The sequence below is a fragment of the Micromonospora sp. NPDC051924 genome (genome assembly GCF_055586005.1).
In genome coordinates, this window is the sequence record NZ_JBVJJA010000019.1 from 1 (window position 1) to 17,434 (window position 17,434).

Below are 17,434 nucleotides of genomic sequence, written 5' to 3' on the forward strand. Positions count from 1 at the left end.
ACAACGACGGCAAGGTCACCCTCGACGACGAATCCACCATCACCGACAACGACCCCACCAACTGCGCCAACACCGTCGACGACTGCTTCGACTGACAGCGAACAGCCGGATGGAAAAGGTCGGCCCCCTGCCACCAACGGTGGCAGGGGGCCGACCCCGCGCAAACTACTCCTGGACGAAGACCGCCACGCTCCGGGCCGGCACGGTGAACGTGCCGCCGGCCTTGTCGAACGAGGCCGTACGCAGCACCGGGTCGGCGGAGTTGCGCAGCACCGGGTGCAGCTCGACGTTCGCCCCGCGCAGGCTGGTCACCGTCTGCGTCGCCGCCTCCGGGGTGGCGTTGAAGACCACGGTCACCGACCTCCACTCTCCGCCCAGGCCCCGGGCGTCCAGGGTCATGGTGATCACGCCCGGGGTCTCCTGCTCCCCGGAGAGCGGGAAGGCCACCCGCTGCTGCACCTGGTCGGCGGTGGTCAGCCCGAACACCGGCGAGGACTGCCGGATCCGCACCAGCTCCGCGTACCGGGCGTCGGCCAGGTCGACCGCCGCACAGTCCGGCACCAGCTTCGGGTCGGCCAGCAGCGGCTTGGCGTACGCCCACTTGCTCTCGTTGTCCGCCGCCGGCGGGAGACCGGCGCCGAACCCGTTGCCCTGGGCGCAGTCCCAGCGGATCTGGTTGAACCAGTCACCGGAGTTGAACGAGTTGCGGTCCAGCGACTTCGACCGCAGCCGCTCCGAGCCGGCGGTGACGAAGCCGGGGCCCTGCCCGAGCGCGGTGGCCGACAGCGCGAGCACCTGCATCCGCGCCCGGTCCTGCGCCGAGGTGCCCTGCGGCAGCTTGTACGCCAGCGCGTCGTAGAGGATCTCGTTGTCGTGCGCGTCGACGTAGGTGACCGCCTCGCCCGGCGCGGCCGTGTAGCCGGCCGGCGCGCCGTTGTAGTCGACCTGGGCGCCGGTGACCACCTTGCCGGCGGAGTCGGTGAACCGGTAACCGCGCAGGTTGCCGGTCAGGCCCACCTTGATCAGGTCCTGCTGGTGCAGCAGCCGGGCCTTCTGCTCCGCCGCCGAACCGTTGACGGCGTCCCCGTTCGGGTCGGTGTAGAGCCCCGACGCGAAGCCCTGCAGCCGCGGGTTGCCGTCGAACGGGCCGCCGCCGCGGACCGCGTCGCGCAGCCGGTCGTTGAACGTGCCGATCCCGGTGCCGGCCATGTTGGCCTGGGTGGCCTGCACGAACCGGGCGTCGTTGGCGACCTCGCCGAAGTTCCAGCCCTCCCCGTAGAGCAGGATCTTCTTCCCGTCCACCCCGTCGCGGGCGACGGTGAGCTGGTCCAGGGCGGCCCGGACGGCCAGGATGTTCGCCTTCGGGTGGTGCCCCATCAGGTCGAACCGGAAGCCGTCCACCTTGTACTGCCTGGCCCAGGTGACCAGGGAGTCCACCACGAGCTTGCCCATCATGGCGTGCTCCGGGGCGGTGTTGGCGCAGCAGGTCGAGTTGGCGACGCTGCCGTCCTCCAGCAGCCGCTGGTAGTAGCCCGGCACCACCTGGTCCAGCACCGACTTCGGGTCGACGCCGGCGGCCGAGGTGTGGTTGTAGACCACGTCCATGACCACCCGCAGGCCGGCCTGGTTGATCCCGGCGACCATCTGCCGGAACTCGGCGGTCCGCTCCGCACCGGCCGGGTCGACGGCGTAGCCGCCCTCCGGCACCGTGTAGTGCAGCGGGTCGTAGCCCCAGTTGTAGCCGTCCTTGTCGGCCACCGCCGCGACGCACTTCTGCTGCTGGTCGGAGTCCGGCGGCAGCGCGGCCAGGTCGCAGTCGGGCCGGGCCTGGTCGGCCCGCTGCTCGGGGATGGTGGCGAAGTCGAACGCCGGGAGCAGGTGCAGGTAGTTGACCCCGGCGCCGCCGAGCGCCGTCAGGTGCTTCATCCCGGCGGTGCCGGGGTCGGTGAAGGCGAGGTACGTGCCACGCCGCTCGGCCGGCACGGTGCTGTCGGCGATGGAGAAGTCGCGGACCGACAGCTCCTGGATCTGCGCCTTGGACGACGGCACCGCCGCCGGCTTGCGCAGGTTCGCCCAGCCGGCCGGGGCCAGCGCCGGGTCGTTCAGGTCGACGATCTGGCTGTGCGTCGAGTCCGGCGCGAGCGCCACCGAGTACGGGTCGGTCACCGAGGCGGTGACCATCTTCTGCACCGCCGGCTGCCAGGCTTCGACCCGGTAGCGGTAGTACTTGCCGTTCCACGCCTTCGTACCGCGCACCGACCAGACGCCGGTGCGGTCGTTACGGCTCATCGACACCGTCCTCGGCTCGGCCGTCGGCGAGTCGAAGAGCTGGAGCGACACCGTGCGGGCGGTCGGCGCCCAGACCGCCAGGGTGGGCACCCGGCCGGCGAACGTCGGGCCCAGCCGGGCCGAGGTGGCGGCCTGGTAGACGTCGTCGAGCACGCCCGGGATCTGCACCCCGGTGGCGCCGAGCAGGTGCCCTTCGGCGTCCCGCTCGGTCACCACGAGCTGGCTGCGCAGCGCCGCCGGCACCTTGGCCAGGTCGGTCCGGTCCAGGCTGAAGGCCTGGTAGGCCCAGAGCTGCGGGTACGCCTGCCGCTGGGCCTCGGTGAGCCCGTTGCGCTGCGCCCGCAGCGGCAGCATGGTGTACGTCCCCGCCAGCTCCCCGTCGGCGATGCTCAGCCCGCCGGTCGGGGCGGCGACCAGGTCGTACCGCTTGCCGTCGGTCGGGCCGGTCTGCCAGGCGACGGTGGACCGGTCGATCCACTGCGCCTTCTGCTTGGTGATGTCCAGGTCCTTCGCGGCGCCGGAGGTGGTCGCCGGCAGCAGCCGCCCCTTGACCCCGGCCAGCAGCCAGATCTCGTGTCCGGCGGTGGCGAGGTCGAGCCGCTGGTCGTCGGGCTGGTCCTTGGTGTCGCCGTTGTGGACGATGTAGCTCAGCCCGGTGGCGCCGGCGGCCAGGGGCACCCGGAACACCGCGCCGTACGAGTCGATCTTCTCCGGCTTGAGCGGGTTGCCCCAGTCGGTGGGATTGGCCGCGCCGTCCCAGAGGTGCAGGCCCCAGCCGTCGTAGTTGCCGTCCGCCTTGCGCCAGTGGATGACCGCGGTGCTCTGGTCCACCGGCGGGTCGGGCTCGCCGGTGGCGGCCTGCCTGGTCGGGTAGAGCGTCGGGTCGCCCTGCTTGACCCAGACCTCACCGGTCTGCGTCACGTCGATGGTGCGGTCGTTCGGGACGTCCTTGGTCCCGTCCTTGTCGACCACGAGGAAGCCGACGGACTTGGCGCCCGGCTTCAGCTTGACCCAGGCGAACCGGCCGAAGGAGTCCTCACCCGCGAACGGCTGCCCTTTGGGCCAGTCGGTCTGGTACGCCGGGTCGATGTCGCCCCAGGTGTAGAGGCCCCAGTCGGCGTAACCGCCGGCCGGGCGCTGGTAGTGCACGATCGCCCAGTCCCGCGAGGCGCTCTGCGCCGGGGTGCCGACGGTGCCGGTGGACCGGGCCTCGGCGATCCGGCCCTTGCCGTCCCGGACGACGGCCTTGTACTCCACCTTCGTCCCGCCGGCCAGGCCGGTCAGGTCGTGGTAGACGGTGTACGGGGCCTGGTGCGCGCTGCCCAGCAGGGTCCACTTGCCGCCGGGGACCCGGGCGGCGAAGGTGACGGTCGCCAGCGGGTCACCGGTGACCTGCGCGGTGACGGCGACCTTGGTGGGGACCGGGGCGTCGCCGGGCTCCGTGATGGTGACCTGCGGGGCGGCGTCGGCCTGCGGGATCGGCGTACCGGCCCGGAGGACCACCGCGGACATCGCCGGCACGGTCAGCGACAGCTTGCCGTCGGCACCGGCCACCGTGGTGGCCGAACCGCCGTAGATGCCGGTGAAGGTGGCGCCGGGCGACCAGGTGTCCACGGTGACAGTCTGCGCGGTGCCGGCGTTGTTCACCGCCACCACGTACTCGGTGCGGTCCTGCGGCAGGATCCGGGAGAAGGCGAAGGCGCCGGGGCCGTCGGCCGCGTACCGGGTGACCTGGATGCCGTCCCGCAGCGCCGGGTGGGCCTGCCGCAGCCGGCCCAGCTCGGCGATGGTGCGGTAGAGCGGGTGGGTGGTGTCGTACTGGTCGCTGGCGTGGGTACGGGTGGTGCCGATCAGGTCGTCGTCCAGGTAGTCCGCCGTCTTCGTGGCGAACATGTCCTGCCGGGCGTCCTTGTCGCCGCCGGGGCCGGTGAAGCCCTGTTCGTCGCCGGAGTAGACGACGGGCTGGCCGCGGGTGAGGAACATCAGCTGGTGGGCGAGCTGGTCCCGGCGCAACTGGCCGGCGTCGTCCCCGCCGGCCGCCGCGATGAACGAGCCGATCCGGCCCATGTCGTGGTTGCCGAGGAAGGTGGTCAGCCGGTTGGCGTCGGTGTTCCGGGCCGAGTACAGGTCGTCCTTGGCGTACACGTCGGCGAGCGCCTTGGCCGAGCCGTCGGCGGCGGTGTAGCTGCGAGCGGCCTCCTGGAAGGAGAAGTCGAGGGTGGCCGGCAGCCCGCCGCGCCGCACGTACGTCGACTCGATCTCCTGGTCGGCGCTGTAGACCTCGCCGAACATGAAGAAGTCCGGCTTGCCGGCCTTGGCGGCGGCGGCGTTGATGCCCTGGGTGAACTGCGGCCAGAACTCAAGGTTGGCGTGCTTGACGGTGTCCAGCCGGAAGCCGTCGACCCCGGCCTTGCCGATCCACTGCCCGTAGATGTCGGTCATGCCGCGGACCACCTCGGGCCGCTCGGTCCAGAGGTCGTCGAGGCCGTAGAAGTCGCCGTACTCGCTGTTCTCGCCGGCGAAGGTGGAGTCGCCGCGGTTGTGGTACATGGTCGGGTCGTTCAGCCACGCCGGGACCTTGACCTTCGCGTCCGCGAGGGTGGCGAACGTCGGGGTGTACGGGAACGACTTCTCGTTGACCTGGGGGAAGTCACGGGTGCCGTCGGCGTAGTTGCGGTCCTCGAAGGCCCGGCCCTGCGCGTCGCGGTACGGCGCGGTCTTCTTGTCGACGTAGCCGTACTTGTTCTCGGCGTACCGGATGACGTCCGCGGTGTGGTTGACGATGATGTCGAGGTAGACCTTGATGCCCCGCCGGTGGGCGAGGTCGACCAGCTTCTTCAGCTCCTCGTTCGTGCCGAAATGCGGGTCGACCTGGGTGAAGTCGGTGATCCAGTACCCGTGGTAGCCGGCGGAGGCGTCCGCGCCGGTGCCCTGCACGGGCCGGTTCTTGAAGATCGGCGCGAGCCAGATGGCGGTGGTGCCGAGGCCCTGGACGTAGTCCAGCTTGTCGATGACGCCCTTGAGGTCACCGCCGTGGTAGAAGCCCTTGTCCGTCGGGTCCAGGCCGGTGGTGAGCCGGTCGCCGGTCAGCCCGCCGGTGTCGTTTCGCTTGTCGCCGTTGGCGAAGCGGTCCGGCAGCACGAAGTAGAACTGCTCGGCCCGGGCGCTGGTGCTGCCGGCCTTGAGCAGCGTCTCGGCGGACGGCTCCTGGCCCCACTGCGGGGCGCCCGCGGCCGCGAGCACGTCGGGGGTGGCGGAGCGGTCGGCGGCGTCGGCGCCCAGTTGGTGGATGGCCACCGGCACGCCGACGAGGGTGAGCACGAGCGAGGAGACCAAGGCGAGCAGCGCCTTGCGAGATATCGGCGGGGGTTTCATCGACGGCCTTTCTCTGGTCGCTGATTCGCCCGCACGCTAGCCCTTGCCGAAACATTCTGCAATACCTTGCAAACCGAGTCGCAACAAAGCAGTTGTCTTGCGAAACATGACAGCACCGATCGGCGTACCCGGCCGTCGCCCAGGGTGACGGCGCGTCGGGCTCAGCGGCCGGAGCAGGCCGATCCGTCGACCGTGCAGCTGGCCGGCCGGGTGGTCCCGGTGCCCTCGAAGTGGAACCGCAAGGCCACCGACGCTCCCGGCCGCACGTCCACCCCGCTGCGGTAGGTGAAGACACCGCCGGTGAAATCGCCGCTGCCCTGCTCGGCACTCTCCACCCAGGACGCGGCTAGGCGTCCGCGCGGGAAGGTCAGCCGCACCGTCCAGCCCTGGGCCGCGGCGGCGGCGTTGACCAGCCGCACCTCACCGATGAAACCGCCGTCGAAGGTGTTCACCACCGCGCACCGCCCGGTCATCGGGGACGCCGGCGACGGGGACGGCCGCCCGCCGTTAACCACGGCGCCCGACCGGGTGGGCGTCGGCCGGCTGGGCAGCAGGGTGGACCGGGGTGACAGCCCGGGCGCCGCCGGGGCGGCGGACGTCGGGGTGCCGCCCGACGTGGTGGGCGGCAGCCCGGGCAACGACATCGTCGGGGCCGGCGGCGGCACATCGGCGTAGGTCCTGCGGCCCCGGGCCGCGCTCAGCGCCACGACCAGCAGCGCCACCATGACGATCACGCCGATCGAGACCACTATCCAGGGCGACGAGGCGATGGCGGCGCCGGGCGACCGGCGGACACGACGCGTGCCGGACATGTCCCTCCCCTGTCGGTCCCGGTGAGCGTATCGATCGGGAACAGTGCCGGAAAGTGTCCGACCCGTCACCCGGCGCCACCACCGGCGCGGTGCGCGCTCAGGCGATGACGCAGTTCGCCCCGTTGACCGTGCACTGGCCCGGCCGGTCGCCGGTGCCGGTACGGGTGAACCGCATCGAGACCACGGCGGAATCGCCGGACGGCAGCGACCCGGTGCCGCGCAGCACGAACACCCCGCTGCCCTGGGTGCTGACCGACGCCCCCGACGCCTGGATGCTCTTCACGTTGCCGGTGAAGTACAGCTGCACCTCCCAGCTCTGGCTACGGCCGGAGCCGTTGGTCACCGTGAGTCGGGCCTCGAACCAGTCCCGCTCGCTCGCGGTCGCCTGGTAACGGGCCGTGACCGTGCCGGTCCGGGGCGCGCCGGGGGCGACGAGCGTGGACGCCGCGGGCGCCGCGGAGCTGGCCTTCGCCGACGGGGTGGCGCCGGGCGAGCTGGCGGACGGCGACGGCGTGTCGTCGACCAGCGGGGCGTCGCTCGGCGGGGCGGAGGTGGGGGTGTTCACCCCGATCGTCGGCAGGTAGATCGGCGGGTCGAGGGCCGCCGGTACGGCCCCGCTCTCCTTCGGGCGCGCGGAGAACAGAGCAAAGACCAGCAAGCCGGCCAGCAGACCGACGCCGAGCATCACCACGATCCACGGCACCGAGGTCAGCATCCGCGGTGCTGACCGCGCCTCGGCCGGCCGCCCCTGCTCGTCACTCATCAAATTCCCCCTCGCCCCAGCCCCGACGGGCCAGCGTAGCCAGGGTTCCGGCGATTCGCAGCGCGACCGTCGCGTTCCGCCCGTCCGGTCAACGGGACGCGCAGAACGGCTGAGCAAACGCGGCGGTTCGGCCCCCGGGCCGCCCCGGTCCGACGCGGAATCCCCGACACGAGGCGCGCTTGAACGAACGCGGGGCGTCGTCGGCTAGTCTGTCCGGGCTCATCGATTGGAGTTCCTAAATGGCTCAGAACTGGGCAATGCCGCTCAAGATCCTTGAAGCGGTCCATGGTGGAGGTCCCGTCGCCGAGCGCCACCCACCACGCCACGACCACTGAACGGGGACCGCGCCGAGCCGCGTCCACCCGTCCCAGTCCACCCTCAGCCCCTCACCCCGACTCGGAGCACCCTCCATGCAGATTGCCAGTGCGCCAACCGGGCTCATCCGAAAGTCCCTCGGGACCGGTGCCCTGTTGGTGTTCAGCGCGACCGCCTCCTCCCCGATGGCCGTGCTCGCCGGTGCGATCGTCGCCACGTACGCCTCGACCGGCGTCACCGGCACGCCGCTCGGCTTCGTCGTGATCGCGGCCGCGTTGCTCTTCTTCTCCGTCGGTTACCTGGCGATGGCCCGCTACGTGTCCAGCGCGGGCGTCTTCTACGCCGCCCTCGCGGCCGGCTTCGGGCGCTTCTGGGGAGTGGTCGCCGCCCCCGTCGTGCTGCTGGGCTACAACGCCATCCAGATCTGCCTGTACGGGCTGCTCGGGGCGGTGGTCAGCAGCAGCATCGGCGGCACCTGGTGGGTCTGGTCCCTGGTGGCCTGGGCCGCCGTCGCGTCGGTGGGCGTGCTGAAGGCCCGGATCAGCGTCGGTCTGCTCGGCGCGGTGCTGGCCGTCGAGGTCGCGGTGATCCTGCTGTTCATCGTCATCTCGTTCACCCACCCGGCCGGCGGCTCGGTGAGCTTCGCGCCGTTGAACCCGGGCAACCTGCTGGTGCCCGGCATCGGCGGTGTGGTCGCCTTCTGCGCGGCGTCCTTCGTCGGGTACGAGTCCGCCGCGGTCTACTCCGAGGAGTCCCGCTCCCAGCAGGCGGTGTCGAAGGCCGCCTATTCGGCGCTGATCCTGCTCGGCGTCCTCTACGCGCTCGCCGCCTGGGCGATGGCCGTGGCCGTCGGCCCGAACCGGGTGGTGGACCAGTCCCGTGACCCGTCGACCGGCCTGCCGTTCTCCATCCTCGAGACGTACGCCAGCCCCCTGCTCGGCGGCGTCGCGACCACCCTCGTGGTGACCAGTGTCTTCGCCGCGATGGTCAGCTTCCACAACTCGATCGCCCGGTACACCTTCAGCCTGGGCCGGGAGCGGGTGCTGCCCGCGGTGTTCGAGAGGATCGGCCGGGGCGGCGCGCCGGTTGCCGGCTCGGTGCTCCAGTCGGCCATCGCACTGCCGGTGATCCTGGTCTTCGCGCTGAGCGGAGCGGACCCGGTCGCCATCATGTTCAGCTGGCTCTCCGGCGTCGCGGCCATCGCGGTGCTGCTGATGATGGCCGTCACGTCGCTGGCCGCGATCGCCTTCTTCCGCAAGGGCGGGGGCACCACCGAGACCGCGTGGCAGCGGACGGTCGCCCCGCTGATCGGCGCGGTGCTGGTCGGCGCGGCCCTGCTGACCACCCTGCTCAACCTGTCCGCCGTGCTCGGCGCGCCGGAGGACTCGACGACGAAGTGGCTGGTCCCCGGGGCGGTGCTGGCCGCGGCGGTGGTCGGCCTGATCTGGGCGGCGGTGCTGAAGGCCAGCCGCCCCGAGGTGCTGGAGAACGTCGGCCAGGGACAGCCGCGTCCGCTCGCCGTGATCGAGCAGGACCTGATCGGGCGCGCGCTCTAGGTTCTCCGCGCGACACGACGGCCCGCCCCCGCACCCGGGGACGGGCCGTCGTCCGTCTCAGCGGCGGCGCCGGCCGCCATTCGTGGCCGCCGCGGCCGCCCCGGCCTTGCGCTCCTGGCCGGTCATCACCAGCTGGTTGAGGTGCTGCAACCAGCGCCAGGCCGGATCCGTCTGCTGCTCCGGGCTGAACGACCGCCAGCTGCGGTACTCCACCCCACCGCCACTGGTGTACGGGAAGGTGGAGTAGACCTCGACCTGCTCGTGCGCGCGCGCCGGCCGCTCGACCACCAGGAGGTTGTTGTCCGCGAGGACCACCAGGGCGCGGCCGGGAATGCCCATACCGCCGACGGCGGCCATCGGATCGTCGCCGACCTCCTCGGCCCCGCCGAGCAGGGTGGACACGGCGACCCCCACGTACCTCGCCTCGGCGGGCATCTCGTCGGCCGACTGGGTCATCTGGGCCACCGGGTCGAAGACCCGGCCGTCGGCGAGGTAGCCCTTGGCGATCTCGGTCAACTCGTGCAGCAGGGCCGGCAGGTCCTGCACGTCGCCGCCGTCCCGGAACAGCCGGGACGCCGCCTTGATCTCGTAGTACGGGCGGCGCGGGTCGGAGAACCTCGGGTCCAGGCCGGCGTACATGAAGACCAGGGCGTGCGGCCCCACCGGCTTGGACCGGCGCAGGTCCCAGTAGTGCGAGGCGTGCAGGGCGTTGGCGTACTGCACCCGGTGCACGACCGCCTGCCGGATCTGGTTCTGCACGGCCTGGCTGGAGTAGCCGTCGGCGGCCGGCTCGGCCCCGCCGGCGACCGGGTGCCCGCCGACCGGCTGCTGGCCGCTCGGGGCGGGCGACTGCCAGGGCGTCGGGCCCCCGTGCCCGGCGGTCTCCGGGGCGGCGCCGTAGCGCGGCGCCTCCCGGAGGCGGTAACCGGTGTTCTCCGGCGCGGGGTGGGCCGGAACGTTCGGCGCCGGGAAGGTCGGGGTCTCCGGGACGCCGTAGCGGGGCGCCTCCCGCCCGGGGTACGCGGAGGTGTCCGACCCGGCGTACCCGGCCGCGGACTGCACGGGAAAGCCGGAGGTGTCCGACCCGGCGTACCCGGACGCGGCCTGGGCGGGGTGACCGGGGCCCTCCGTCCCGGCGTACCCGGGCCGCCCGGCCGGGACCCCGTACGCCTCGGCGGGCGGTGCCCCCAGCGGGGACGTCGGCGTCGGGACGCCGTAGCGGGGCACCTCCGCGCCGGCCAGCCCGGCGGCGCCCGGCGCGGTGCCGTAGCCGGGCGCCTCCGTGGCGCCGTAGCCGGGCGCGGCGTAGCCGTGCTCCGGGTTGCCGACCGTCGGGAATGGCTGACCACCGGTGCCGGCCCAGCGTGCCGGCGGCCTGACCGGTGACGCCGTCGGCGGGTAGCTGGGCCCGTTGGCCGCGCCGTGGTCACGGGGGTCCTCGTAGGACGGGCGTGACAACGGCGATCGGTGATCCTGCGACACGTGGTAGCTCCTGGCTAGCTGGAATTCGCCCGGCCGATGATTTCACTGTGTGCACGGGTTATCAACCGTCCGCACACAATGCCCAGGCCGGAGCGATCTGACTCACAACTCAGCAACGGCCGCCGGTGTCGAGTGTGGTCGGAAGGCTCGCCACCCGGCCAGCTCAGGGCAGGCGGCACGTCGATTGTGGACATTTGGTGGCCAAGTTCGTAACGCTTGCCTGCTCTCCGTGACTCATGGTCCACTCTTTGCGCCCGTGCACCGTGCACCGGATGATGAGGAGCGTCGCGTTGTCAGCCGACCCGTGTCATGACGGTTCCGTCGCCGATCCGGAGGACCTCCTCGCCGAACTCGCCGCGGTACGCGCGGCCGCCGCGGCCGGCCGTGCGACACACGTCGGCTTCCCGGTCGCCACCGACATCGACTACAGCCCGCTCGCCCCCCTCTTCGGCACCCTGCTGAACAACATCGGCGATCCGTGGACCGACCCGGCCGGGGCCAACCACACCAAGCGCTACGAGCGGGAGGTGCTGAACTGGTTCGGGGACCTGTTCCAGGCACCGGCCGACGACCGGTGGGGCTACCTCACCTCCGGCGGCACCGAGGGCAACCTCTACGCCCTCTACCTGGCCCGCGCCCGGTTCCCCAAGGGGCTGGTCTACCACTCCGCCGACGCGCACTACTCGCTGCCGAAGTGCGTCGACATCCTCGGCATGGACTCGGTGGTGATCCGCAGCGACGAGCGCGGGGAGATCGACTACGACGATCTCGCCCGAATGATCGACCAGCACCGGGACCGGCCGGCGATCGTCGTGGCCACCTGCGGCACCACGATGACCGAGGCGGCCGACGACGTGCCGCGCATCCGGGGCATCCTGGCGCGCGCCGCGGTCCGGCACCACCTGCACGTCGACGGGGCGCTGGCCGGCGCACCGCTGGCCCTCGCCGACGGCCGGAGCACCCTGCGGCTGGACTCGACCGTCGACAGCATCTCCATCTCCGGTTACAAGTTCCTCGGCACCCCCGTCCCGTGCGGCGTGGTGCTCACCCGTCGCACCCTTCAGCAACAGCTCGGCCAGACACCCAACTACACCGCCACGGTGGACACCACGATCAGCGGCTCGCGCAGCGGCCACCTCGCCCTGCTGCTCTGGTACGCGATCCGCACCCTCGGTCACGCCGGCCTGCGGGAGCGCGCGGACCGGGCCCGCGAGCTGGCCGCGTACACGGTGGACCGGCTCAACGAGGTCAACTGGCCGGCCTGGCGGCACGACCACGCCTTCACCGTGGTCTTTCCCACCCCGCCGGCCGAGGTGACCGCGAAGTGGGTGCTGGCCAGCAGCGCCGGGCGCAGCCACCTGATCTGCATGCCCGGGGTGACCAAGGAGGTCGTCGACGAGTTCGTCGCGGACCTGGCCGCCGCCGTCGACCCGCGCCCCCGGACGCGCGGACGACGGGCCCCGGTGCAGCGGGCCCGGCGGCCGGCGGACGGGACGTCCCCCACGCCGTCGGCCGACGTGGTCTACTCGGCACCGTGCCCGAGCTGATCGCGCCCACCGAACGGGTACGTACCAGCTTCCTCGCCGAGATGGCCGAGTTCCGCGCCGAGGGGCGGGGACCCGACCGCAGCCGTCAGGCGGTCCGGATGACGGTGCAGATGGCCGGGCCGTCGTCGGTGGCTCGCAGCAGGTAGCGGTAGCGCTCCCCGGGCACCGCACCGCCCTGGCTGTCCAGGAACTCCCACCGCACGGCGACCTCGGTGAGCAGCGCGGAGAGCTGCTGCACGTCCTCGATCTGCGCGTTGGCCGCGACCAGTTCCCGCTCCTGGTAGTCGGGGGCCGCCCCGACGAAGCTGAGCGCCACCGCGGCGGGGGAGGTGAACGAGAAGCTGTAGGTGTCGGCGACCACCAGCCCGGGCAGGGCGTAGCAGGCGGCGATCGCGGGCACGTCGCCGGTGGTCAGGGCGACGCCGTACCGGTCGAAGAAGTCCGTCAGCGCGTCGAGATCCGTGGAAGCCGTCACAGCGCTCTCCTTTGCCGCGCCGGCGGCCCGGCAAACCTGCTCAGCGCGGTGGGATCCGCACCTCGATCTCGGCGCCGAGCTGGGCCCCACCGGCCAGGGCGAGGTCGTCGCCGCTCCAGAACCGGCCCGGGTCGTACCAGTTGGGCCGGCGGCCGGCGGGCAGCAGCCCCATCGCCTCGTAGGTCACCGCCACCACCTCGGCGCAGTACGCGGTCTCCAGCGCCCGGTCGCGCACCGGCACACCCCCACCGTCCGGGGTGGACCGGCGCCGGCGCAGGTCGGGCACCCGGCCCCGGGCCCACCGCCAGGCGAGCTGGGCGGTGGACGGGAACGGGGTGCCGTCGAGGCGCGCCACGGTACGCAGCACCGACTCCTCCATCGCCGTGTCCACCGGCGGTTCCAGCTGGCGCAGCCAGGCCCGCTGGCCGTACCGGTTGGCCCAGACGCAGACCGCGTCCCGCAGGTCGTGCAACTGGACGCCGCGCTGGTGGGTGCCGGTCCACATGTCCGGCAGCGAACGGCCCAGCTCGGCGTGCCACATCAACGGAGGCATGTCGTCCAGCACCAGCGCCATGCCGACGTGGTTGACCGGACTGTTCGTGGTGAACTGGATCGCCCGGTCGGGCACGCTGCGCCCCCGGAACACCCACACGTCGCCGGTCCGGGTCAGCTCCACGGCCTCGTCCAGGCTGATGCTCATGAAGGACTACCCTAAGCCGATGCGGCAACGGATGCGGTGGTGGAAGGTGCTCGGACTGGCCGGCCTCGCCGGCGTCGCGGCGACCGGGGTGGTCGTGGCCCGGGCGGAGCGGCGCCGCCGGGCGTACGCCCCGGAGGAGATCCGCGACCGGTTGCGCGAGCGGCACGCGCGGGCCGCCGGGGATGCCCCGTCCGCCGACGACCGCTCCTGATCCCTCTCGGTCACCGGGCCCCGCTGCCGTCCGGCTCGCGGCAGCGCGGGTCGACGTAGGACAGCCGGCCACGACGACCGCGAGCCCGGGTGGCGGCGGCCCGGGCGCGTCCGCGGCGGCGTCGAGCTGCCCCGTCCGCGGTGGGAGCGGGCCCGCTCGCCACGCCGCGCCGCCTCACCGGTCGGTGCGGCGCACCGCCTCGTCCAGGGCCCCGGGGGTACGCCCGACCAGCGCACCGCCGTCGTCCAGCAGCAGGATCGGCCGCTGGATCAGTTCCGGGTCCGCGACCATCGCCGCGATCCAGCGAGGTTCACTCTCGTCGTCGCGCGGCCAGTCGGCCATGCCGAGGGCGGCGGCGGCTGGCTCGCTGGTACGGCAGATGTCCCAGGCCCGGGCACCCAACCGGCGCAGCACCTCGGTCATCTCCGCCGCGCTCGGCGGCTCGGTCAGGTACGCCCGCAGCCGGTACGGCACCCGCGCCTCGTCCAACGTGCTCCGGGCGGTGGCGCACTTCGAACAGGCCGGGTTGTCCCAGATCTCCATGCCCGCCATGGTGGCAGACCGGCCTCGGCCTCCAACGCGGACGGTCACCGGGGCAGCGGGCTTCCCGATCGGCGCCTATGATGCGTACCATGGGAAACAGTTTCTGGGAGACACAGTTTGTTCTGTCCCCGCCCGGAGGGCCGATGGAACGGCACGACCAGGTCGACCTCTACCCACCGGCGCGGGCCGGCCGGCGCCCGGCCGTCGTCGTGGCGCACGGCATCCCGCTTCCGCCGGACGCCCCCGATCCCCGGGACTGGCTGCTCTACCGGGGCTACGGCGCGCTCCTCGCCGAGCAGGGCGTGGTCGCGGCGCTGGCCCGGCTCACCGTCGACTCCCCCGCGGGCCTGGCGGAAACGGCCGCGCAACTGGCGAAGGCCGTGGACCTGGTCCGCGCCGATCCGCGGGTGGACCCGGACCGGGTGGTCCTCTGGTTCTTCTCCGGCAGCGGCCTGCTGCTGGGCGACTGGCTGCGGGACCCGCCGCCGTGGCTGCGCGGCCTGGCGGCGACGTACCCGCTGCTCGCCCCGCTGCCCGGCTGGGCGGTGGAGTCGCGCTTCCGCCCGGTCGAGGCGCTCGCCGACGCCAAGCACGCGCCGCCGCTCGTACTCACCCGCGCGGGCCATGAGCGGCCGGAGGTCGCTGCCAGCGCCGAGGAGTTCACCGCCGAAGCGGCACGTCGGGGTACGCCGGTGCAGCTCATCGACGTACCGGACGGCAGGCACGGCTTCGACGCCCTGGACCACACCGACCAGTCCCGCGCGGCCGTACGCGCCGCCCGCGACGCCGTCCTCGCCCTCCTCACCACCCCCTGACCCGCCCGCCACTCCTGGCGCCCGCAACGTCAGGGAAGTTGCTGCCTCCCCGCCAGCGGAGGCAGCAACTTCGGCGAAGTTGTGTGGATCGATCGTCTCCGGATGCCGCAAACGGCGGCATCCGGGCCGGTGGACACGCCCGTATGCCGCAGCGCGAGCTGATCACCTACCCGACCGGCCGCGCCGCATGCGTCGAATGTCCGGATCGCCGGGGCGGGGATGTCCTCCGTCGACCCCGGATGGGCGGTTCGTGGGCGGGTGTCGCGTGGTCGGGGCCACCCGCACGGCGGAATCATGCCGGGGGCGGGGTCGTTGAACATGGCAGACCGCGCGGCAACCCCCGCCGCCACGGGCCGGCGGGCCGCCGGTCGGAATGACCGGCCACCGGCCGTCGTTACCTCCCCCGGACCGCGAACACTGGTCCCGCCGGTGAGGCCACCGGGAATCACTCCCGGCCCCCGGTCGTTACACCCCCGGGCCACCCGAGCAGGTCACCCCCGACCGCCGGGCCCGCCCCTCCCAAGACCTTTTCACGCGGCACCACCGCACCCCCCTTTCGCGGCCGCCGCGAAACCCCCGAATGGAAGGCGTGACTCATCATGGCCACCACTCTGCTTCGCAAGACCGTCCTGACCGCTGCCGGCTTCGCCGCCACCGCCGGCGGAATCGCCGGCCCCGCCATCGCCGCCCAGGCCACCCCCGCCGAAAAGGCCGCCTCCTCGGTCACCACCGACCGCAAGCCCGGCGGCGAGCGGGAACTCAACGTCCGCTACGAGGCCCAGCCGAACTTCTACTACTGCGGCCCCGCCGCCACCCGCAACGCCCTCTCCGTCCAGGGCAAGAACATCGACGTCGACGCCATGGCCAAGGAAATGGGCACCACCGAGAACGGCACCAACAGCATCAACGACATCACCCCGGTCCTGAACAAGGAAACCGGCAAGAAGGACGCCTACCACTCGGTGGAGATCAGCACCCCCAAGGCCGACGACAAGCAGACCGACAAGCTGCGCACCGACATCGTCCGCACCATCGACGACGGCCGCGCCGTGGTCGCCAACATCGCCGGCACCACCACCGACACCGACGGCAACACCCACTCCTTCGAAGGCGGCCACTACATCAGCGTCGTCGGCTACCGCGACGGTGGCAAGACCGTCACCATCGCCGACTCCGCCGACCCGAACATGGCCTCCTACCGCATCAGCGTCGACAACCTCGCCGACTGGATCGCCACCCGCGGCTACACCGCCTCCTGACGACCCCCAGCACCACAAAAGGGCCCGACCCCCACCAGGGGTCGGGCCCTTTCGGCGTCTCAGCGGTCGCCGGCAGCCACCGGCTCGGCCTCGTCGGGCACCTCCACCGCCCCCAGTCGCCGGGCCCGGCGGCGCAGCCACCACGTGCTGACCAGGCCGGCGACGACGGCCAGCGCCAGGCCGGCCCAGGAGATGTCCTTGAGCCAGTGCTCGGCGGCCCGGCCCACGGTGAAGAGCAGGTACGTGGTGCCGAACGCCCAGACCAGGCCGCCGGCCGCGTTGGCCAGCAGAAACCGGCGGTACGGCACGTGCAGTGCGCCCGCCAGCGGCCCGGCGAGGATCCGCAGCAGGGCCACGAACCGGCCGAAGAAGACGGCCCAGACGCCGTGCCGGGCGAAGCTCTCCTCGGCGCGGGCCAGGTGTGCGGGTCCGAGGTGCTTCGGGAAGCGCCGGCCGAGGCGTTCCAGCAGAGGTCGTCCCCCGCGCCGGCCGATGGCGTATCCGACGGAGTCGCCGACGATGGCGCCGGCCGCGGCGGCGGTGGCCACCCACTCCGGCTCGACCACCCCGGTCGCCGCGAGCAGGGCGGAGCTGACCAGCACGATCTCGCCGGGCAGCGGCACGCCCATGCTCTCCACGCCGATCACCCCGGCGACGATCAGGTAGACCACGCCGGGGGGAAGCGCGGAGAGCCAGTGCTGTACGTCGACCACGCCCACCCCTTCCGGTCCGACCTGGAACCCTACCCGGCAGCGGGCGGCGGAACCCTCCCGTCAGCCGGCGGTCACCGGGGCGAGGAACTCCAGCCGGTTGCCGTGCGGGTCGCGGGTGTGGAACCGGCGCATGCCGGGGATCTCCTCGTCACCCCAGGTGACGGGGTGACCGCCGGCGGCCAGCCGGGCCGCGAGCGCGTCGAGGTCGGGGCGGAGCAGCGCCGGGTGCGCCTTGCGGGCCGGGCTGAAGTCGTCCTCGACCCCCAGGTGCAGCTCGGCGTCGTACCCGGTGAACCAGCAACCACCGCGGGCGGCGAGCGCCGGCGGCTTGGCCTTTTCGGTCATGCCGAGCAGGTCGACGTAGAAGGAGCGGGACAGCTCCTCGGAGCCGCGTGGGCAGGCGAGCAGGACGTGATGGATCATGGTCGACACCTCCTCGTCCCGAACCCTGACATGAGGTTGCGCGAATAGCAAGACGGACGTACGGTTTTGTTGAGCCCGACGCAGGTAAGTGTTGCCTAAGCACGGCAACGCCCCCGCCGGTGCGACAGACTGCTCAGGACTACTCACGGTCGCTGG

Annotated in this window: 14 protein-coding genes; 5 read left to right on the top strand and 9 right to left on the bottom strand. The window is 72.5% G+C overall.

What is annotated here, in order from left to right; all coding sequences use genetic code 11:
* Positions 1-165: 165 nt before the first annotated feature.
* From pulA to ACZ6S5_RS16890, 3 genes are all read right to left on the bottom strand, one after another.
* On the bottom strand, positions 166-5,664 hold the full coding sequence (gene pulA, locus ACZ6S5_RS16880) for a pullulanase-type alpha-1,6-glucosidase (RefSeq protein ID WP_466001293.1): 5,499 nt from the start codon (positions 5,662-5,664) through the stop codon (positions 166-168).
* A 161-nt stretch (positions 5,665-5,825) separates the two neighbouring features.
* The gene (locus ACZ6S5_RS16885) at positions 5,826-6,476 is read right to left on the bottom strand and encodes a cellulose binding domain-containing protein (protein WP_466001295.1); all 651 of its coding nucleotides are present in this window, start codon (positions 6,474-6,476) and stop codon (positions 5,826-5,828) included.
* Between the two features lie 97 nt (positions 6,477-6,573).
* Positions 6,574-7,239 (bottom strand): cellulose binding domain-containing protein, encoded by a 666-nt coding sequence (locus tag ACZ6S5_RS16890; protein ID WP_466001297.1) that lies wholly within the window; start codon positions 7,237-7,239, stop codon positions 6,574-6,576.
* Positions 7,240-7,712: 473 nt separating this feature from the next.
* Here ACZ6S5_RS16890 and ACZ6S5_RS16895 point away from each other — a divergent pair, with 473 nt between their 5' ends.
* On the top strand, positions 7,713-9,110 hold the full coding sequence (locus ACZ6S5_RS16895) for an APC family permease (protein ID WP_466001299.1): 1,398 nt from the start codon (positions 7,713-7,715) through the stop codon (positions 9,108-9,110).
* A 57-nt stretch (positions 9,111-9,167) separates the two neighbouring features.
* Here the strand turns inward: ACZ6S5_RS16895 and ACZ6S5_RS16900 are convergent, their stop codons facing one another.
* A complete protein-coding gene (locus tag ACZ6S5_RS16900) occupies positions 9,168-10,592 on the bottom strand; it encodes a hypothetical protein (RefSeq protein WP_466001301.1) in 1,425 nt (474 codons plus the stop codon).
* A gap of 290 nt (positions 10,593-10,882) precedes the next feature.
* Here ACZ6S5_RS16900 and ACZ6S5_RS16905 point away from each other — a divergent pair, with 290 nt between their 5' ends.
* A complete protein-coding gene (locus ACZ6S5_RS16905) occupies positions 10,883-12,139 on the top strand; it encodes a histidine decarboxylase (protein ID WP_466001303.1) in 1,257 nt (418 codons plus the stop codon).
* An 85-nt stretch (positions 12,140-12,224) separates the two neighbouring features.
* On the opposite strand, the gene ACZ6S5_RS16910 is transcribed toward ACZ6S5_RS16905, so the two are convergent.
* Together ACZ6S5_RS16910 and ACZ6S5_RS16915 are read right to left on the bottom strand one after the other, a co-directional pair.
* Entirely contained in the window at positions 12,225-12,614 is a 390-nt protein-coding gene (locus tag ACZ6S5_RS16910) for a hypothetical protein (RefSeq protein WP_466001305.1), read from the bottom strand.
* Positions 12,615-12,654: 40 nt separating this feature from the next.
* A complete protein-coding gene (locus ACZ6S5_RS16915) occupies positions 12,655-13,314 on the bottom strand; it encodes a hypothetical protein (RefSeq protein WP_466001307.1) in 660 nt (219 codons plus the stop codon).
* Between ACZ6S5_RS16915 and ACZ6S5_RS16920 the strand changes: the two genes are divergently transcribed.
* A complete protein-coding gene (locus ACZ6S5_RS16920) occupies positions 13,313-13,525 on the top strand; it encodes a hypothetical protein (protein WP_466001309.1) in 213 nt (70 codons plus the stop codon). The genes ACZ6S5_RS16915 and ACZ6S5_RS16920 overlap by 2 nt on opposite strands.
* 174 nt (positions 13,526-13,699) lie before the next feature.
* On the opposite strand, the gene ACZ6S5_RS16925 is transcribed toward ACZ6S5_RS16920, so the two are convergent.
* Positions 13,700-14,068, bottom strand: a complete 369-nt coding sequence (locus ACZ6S5_RS16925; protein WP_466001311.1) for an ArsC/Spx/MgsR family protein — start codon at positions 14,066-14,068, stop codon at positions 13,700-13,702.
* Positions 14,069-14,211: 143 nt separating this feature from the next.
* Here ACZ6S5_RS16925 and ACZ6S5_RS16930 point away from each other — a divergent pair, with 143 nt between their 5' ends.
* Together ACZ6S5_RS16930 and ACZ6S5_RS16935 are read left to right on the top strand one after the other, a co-directional pair.
* Positions 14,212-14,883, top strand: coding sequence for a dienelactone hydrolase family protein (locus tag ACZ6S5_RS16930; protein WP_466001313.1), 672 nt, complete (start codon positions 14,212-14,214; stop codon positions 14,881-14,883).
* Positions 14,884-15,482: 599 nt separating this feature from the next.
* Positions 15,483-16,142 carry a C39 family peptidase gene (locus ACZ6S5_RS16935; RefSeq protein WP_466001315.1) on the top strand — a complete coding sequence of 220 codons (660 nt, stop codon included), beginning with the start codon at positions 15,483-15,485 and terminating at the stop codon, positions 16,140-16,142.
* A gap of 59 nt (positions 16,143-16,201) precedes the next feature.
* Here the strand turns inward: ACZ6S5_RS16935 and ACZ6S5_RS16940 are convergent, their stop codons facing one another.
* Positions 16,202-16,855, bottom strand: a complete 654-nt coding sequence (locus ACZ6S5_RS16940) for a DedA family protein (RefSeq protein WP_466001317.1) — start codon at positions 16,853-16,855, stop codon at positions 16,202-16,204.
* A gap of 60 nt (positions 16,856-16,915) precedes the next feature.
* Positions 16,916-17,278, bottom strand: a complete 363-nt coding sequence (locus ACZ6S5_RS16945) for a VOC family protein (protein WP_466001319.1) — start codon at positions 17,276-17,278, stop codon at positions 16,916-16,918.
* Positions 17,279-17,434: the final 156 nt, after the last annotated feature.

Bases quoted from the DNA above. Each gene is read 5' to 3' on its own strand.
- pulA (WP_466001293.1), bottom strand. From the start codon at position 5,664: ATGAAACCCCCGCCGATATCTCGCAAGGCGCTGCTCGCCTTGGTCTCC.
- ACZ6S5_RS16885 (WP_466001295.1), bottom strand. From the start codon at position 6,476: ATGTCCGGCACGCGTCGTGTCCGCCGGTCGCCCGGCGCCGCCATCGCC.
- ACZ6S5_RS16890 (WP_466001297.1), bottom strand. From the start codon at position 7,239: ATGAGTGACGAGCAGGGGCGGCCGGCCGAGGCGCGGTCAGCACCGCGG.
- ACZ6S5_RS16920 (WP_466001309.1), top strand. From the start codon at position 13,313: ATGAAGGACTACCCTAAGCCGATGCGGCAACGGATGCGGTGGTGGAAG.
- ACZ6S5_RS16915 (WP_466001307.1), bottom strand. From the start codon at position 13,314: ATGAGCATCAGCCTGGACGAGGCCGTGGAGCTGACCCGGACCGGCGAC.
- ACZ6S5_RS16925 (WP_466001311.1), bottom strand. From the start codon at position 14,068: ATGGAGATCTGGGACAACCCGGCCTGTTCGAAGTGCGCCACCGCCCGG.
- ACZ6S5_RS16930 (WP_466001313.1), top strand. From the start codon at position 14,212: ATGGAACGGCACGACCAGGTCGACCTCTACCCACCGGCGCGGGCCGGC.
- ACZ6S5_RS16935 (WP_466001315.1), top strand. From the start codon at position 15,483: ATGGCCACCACTCTGCTTCGCAAGACCGTCCTGACCGCTGCCGGCTTC.
- ACZ6S5_RS16945 (WP_466001319.1), bottom strand. From the start codon at position 17,278: ATGATCCATCACGTCCTGCTCGCCTGCCCACGCGGCTCCGAGGAGCTG.